2 protein-coding genes and 1 pseudogene are annotated in these 3,042 nt (G+C 48.8%); all 3 read right to left on the bottom strand.

Translation table 11 applies throughout. The features are described from left to right. A partial coding sequence (locus tag AC1DVH_RS28755) for a hypothetical protein (protein ID WP_477756631.1) occupies positions 1 to 819 on the bottom strand: 819 nt, incomplete at its 3' end. Between the two features lie 740 nt (positions 820 to 1,559). Further along, the gene (locus AC1DVH_RS28750) at positions 1,560 to 1,919 is read right to left on the bottom strand and encodes a DUF6124 family protein (protein WP_477756630.1); all 360 of its coding nucleotides are present in this window, start codon (positions 1,917 to 1,919) and stop codon (positions 1,560 to 1,562) included. A gap of 689 nt (positions 1,920 to 2,608) precedes the next feature. Next, positions 2,609 to 3,042 (bottom strand): annotated as a pseudogene (locus tag AC1DVH_RS28745) (LLM class flavin-dependent oxidoreductase); the annotation flags it as partial.

Raw genomic sequence — 3,042 nt, 5'->3', positions numbered from 1 at the left:
CTCATTCTCTGTAACGGCGCCCTTTCTAGCCAAAGTGAAAAAACTGCTTTTAATTTCATCAAACCCATTTACCCTAAATACGTTTGAGTAAACCCACTTGTGATGCTTATTCGTTATCCCTGTTAAGTAGGTAAAACTCATTGTCGTTTTCAGCATCATTTCTCGTACAATTTCGCACCCCATCCAGAGGTTGCCTGACTRCCAGCAGCCTTGAACATCCTGAAACGCATAAAATACTGGGAGCTTTTCACGGTGCGCCACATAAATATGTTTTTCTCGAGGAATTTTAGCTTTTACTTTGTTGAACTTATCCTCATTCACTAATGCGCATCCAGTTAATGATCTATGAACAACATTATTTTCTCGTTCTGACAGCACCGGATGATATATAAATCGTTGATCAGAGATAATCTCTTCAAATGCTTTCTCAATCTTAACTACGATCTCATCCACCTCAGAAAATGTTATGTAGTCAGTATCGATATGAAGACTTGTACTACCATAAAAATCTGTTGTGTTATGAACCTCATCATTTTCAGTAAGGTAATGGTAATTAATATCCGTAACTAATGCATGCTGGCTCGACTCCACATCACTTGCTTTAGGTCTTTCATCGCACAGAACAATACAATCAATATCAGAATGAACTGTTCCAATACCCTCGATCAATGTCCCTGACACAATCAAAATATCTGCTATATCAAGACAAACTCTATCTCGCAAATATTTTTTCGGAATCGTAATACCCCCATCCAAAATAGAAATCTCCTTATCCGAAATTTCCGACTGCGACGTTTTCACGAGTATTTCTTTTGTCATAACTCCTCCCTAAACAAACCGTTAATTAAGCGCACATCAAATGAAGCGCCAACTTATGTCAAATGCTCAATTCAATTTCAGAACTGAGACCAATAACACTCTCCCAATAAAAATCACTTAATGACCTTCTGCAAAGCGGCCTCATAAGTCGCTTCTACGAAGAGAGTCAGCGAAGTAGATGCACTCTTGTCGGTGCATTGATGAAACATTGATTCGCTATGAACCATGACGCTGTAAACCTAGTAGGCGCTCTCGTGTTTCGTCAAGAATTTATAAAAATTTCGGAAGTTACTTACAAACCAGAGATACAACGCCTGAATTCTTGCAATACATTTCCCAAAAACCTGTAAACCATTTCCTACAAGCCATCAATTCCCCTCTGCCATTTAAAATCTGGCTATGAAAGATCTTCCAGGTAGGATCTGATCACAAAGAGGAGCAGTTGAAGGAATGAGGTTTTCCTTATCGCGAGTGCAGTCTTCAAAAACCACTACACTTTTGCGTTGTTTGAATTCAATCCTTGCGAAAATCCCAATCACTTTTTTTCAAAACTTGCACAAGATTCCACTGCAAAACTGGTTCGGGAGGGGCAGCAATTATCCAATTGAACTAGCGGAACTCATTGAGTACGACATAAAAAACTTGCTCGCGATGGGACCACAACATTCAACATCGATCTTGAATGTAAGACCGCTATCGCGAGCAGGCTCACTCCTGCAGGGGTAAGTGGTGTTGCGGCTTTATACAGCCGGTTCGATTTGATCCAGCACSCGRTTCGCSGTGATYTCSGCSARCATSACGCTATTGGAAATSCCCAGCAGSGCATTACGATCACCGCCCTCCAGRTGATCCACCARYTGATGCACCATCACATCSACCGAGGCCAGCGTCTCGACCAGATAMACCAYCAGSGTTTCGGTCGTGGCCCCGGGGTCGACGCTGAACAGCGTGCTGATGGTTCGAGGGGTGGCTTTGATGTCKGCGGTMGAKGGGAAGTGGWAWGCGRGGGCACGYTCGGCGGCSTCGTKSAGYTTKTTTGAATCGGGTTCGTATGGGGATGYYGGATCGGTGTCCGGGGGATTAGGCGAAGGCTTGATCATAGGTTGAACTCCCAAATATATGGAGCCGTCACCGACCTGCGACTAAACAAGGGGTGGCAGCTGTACGCAGGTTAGTCGACCGGGGGAGTATCAAACCGGCGCGCCCGAAGGCGCCCTGCGCACAGCTACCATGAAGTGCAGGCATGAAATAACCTGACTGTCTGATCGCATATGCGCTTTGATATACCCCGGGCGACTAAACCCGATCACTGATGGGCAGTGACGGGAATCAAGTTACCGAGGGGGTCCAAGGCGCACAAGCCGGYGGATTCTGGCGTACCTGTAGGCAACGACGCAAGGCGTTGTAGCTTTCATCGAGTAACACTGACAGCCGTTAAACAGGCGCTATCTATAGGCCAAAAACCTGTAGGAACGAGCCTGCTCGCGATGGTCGCCAACGATAACGCTGGAAACCTGACACCCCGCGGCGTTCTCCGGTTTATCGCGAGCAGGCTCGCTCCTACAAGGGGTATGCGGTGGTCAACGCCCTATCCGGCAGGCATAAAAAAACGGGCCTTGGGGACCCGTTGGAAAGTGGGCCTGACGTCCATGTCAGGCCTGAAAATGCAATCAAACTGTGGGAGCGAGCCTGCTCGCGATGGGGCCATAACAGTCAGCATCGATGCTGAATGTAAGACCGCTATCGCCAGCAGGCTGGCTCCCACAGGGGTTGTGAGGTTTGACCCGTATCAACCCTTGCGGAAGTGCGGAATCACCTTCTCGCCAATGTTCTTCAGGGTCTCCAACTGCGCCCACTGCGGCACGGTGCCCATTTGACAGATGAACAGGATTTCGTCGGCGCCGGCATCGATCAGGCGCTGCACGTAGCCGATGCAATCCTCGACGGTGCCGTAGGCGTGGTTCGGGTTCATCATCGCCATGGTCGGGTCGGAGAAATCGACGCTAACTTCTTCGGAGGCGAAGCGCGACTTGATCACGCTCTGGCCGTTGCCATCGACGAAGGTGTCGTCTTTCCACTTCTCCGGATCCGGACGCTCGCCACCGCCGTACCAGTAGCCCAGGGACTCCATGAAGTAGCGTTGGCCACGGATACCGATACGGCGTGCTTCTTCGTTGTCGTCCAGCACGATGGCCGGGCACAGCGCGGCAATGTGGCGGTTAG

The organism is Pseudomonas sp. P4_C3, from assembly GCF_056402075.1.
The sequence above is the reverse complement of the archived record's forward strand: the minus strand, read 5'-3'. Positions and strand labels throughout refer to the sequence as shown.